This is a genomic window from Ruegeria sp. AG6, assembly GCF_056541565.1.
The window spans coordinates 1-837 of the sequence record NZ_JBQFYQ010000029.1 but is presented as its reverse complement, the minus strand read 5'-3'; the positions used below and the strand labels follow the sequence as shown (position 1 = coordinate 837).

Genomic DNA, 837 nt, shown 5'->3' with positions numbered 1-837 from the left:
CTAGGGTCAGGACCCATTGATTTTCAGCGAGCGGCATGATTCACGGCTGAAAACCGAGCGGTGAACATGTCTGATCTTTTCTGGTTGACCGACGCGCAGATGGCGCGTCTTGAGCCCTTCTTTCCCAAGTCTCACGGTAAGCCGCGTGTCGATGACCGGCGTGTGTTGAGCGGGATAATCTTTATCAACCGCAATGGTTTGCGATGGCGCGATGCTCCCGCTGTCTATGGTCCTCACAAGACGCTCTACAATCGCTGGAAGCGATGGAGCGACAAGGGCGTTTTTTGCCCGGATGATGGCCGGTCTCGCCGCCGAGCACGGCGAGAAGAAGACCGTAATGATCGACGCGACTTATCTCAAAGCCCACCGGACAGCGACCAGCATGGGCGTCAAAAAGGGGGGCGTGCACGCCTGATTGGTCGGACGAAAGGCGGCATGAATACCAAGCTGCACGCTATTTGCGATAGCCAGGGCCGGCCGCTCAACCTGTTCGTCACCGCCGGTCAGGTCAGCGACTACATCGGCGCACGGGCATTGCTGAGCAGTCTGCCGAATGTCGACTGGCTGCTCGGAGACCGTGGCTACGACGCCGACTGGTTCAGAGAAGCCTTGAAAGACAAAGGGATACGCGCCTGCATCCCTGGCAGGAAACAGCGGAAGAAGCCGGTGAAGTACGACAAGCGCCGCTACAAACGCCGCAACCGCATCGAGATCATGTTCGGCAGGCTCAAGGATTGGAGGCGTGTGGCGACCAGATACGACAGATGCCCGAAGGTCTTCCTCTCCGCCATCGCCCTCGCCGCAACCGTCATTTATTGGTTATGAGTCCTGACCCTA

At 58.3% G+C, this 837-nt stretch carries 1 protein-coding gene; it reads left to right on the top strand.

From position 1 onward, the window contains the following. The first annotated feature begins 66 nt into the window (after positions 1–66). Positions 67–825 carry an IS5 family transposase gene (locus ACR0I0_RS20575; protein WP_480492675.1) on the top strand — a complete coding sequence of 253 codons (759 nt, stop codon included), beginning with the start codon at positions 67–69 and terminating at the stop codon, positions 823–825. Positions 826–837: the final 12 nt, after the last annotated feature.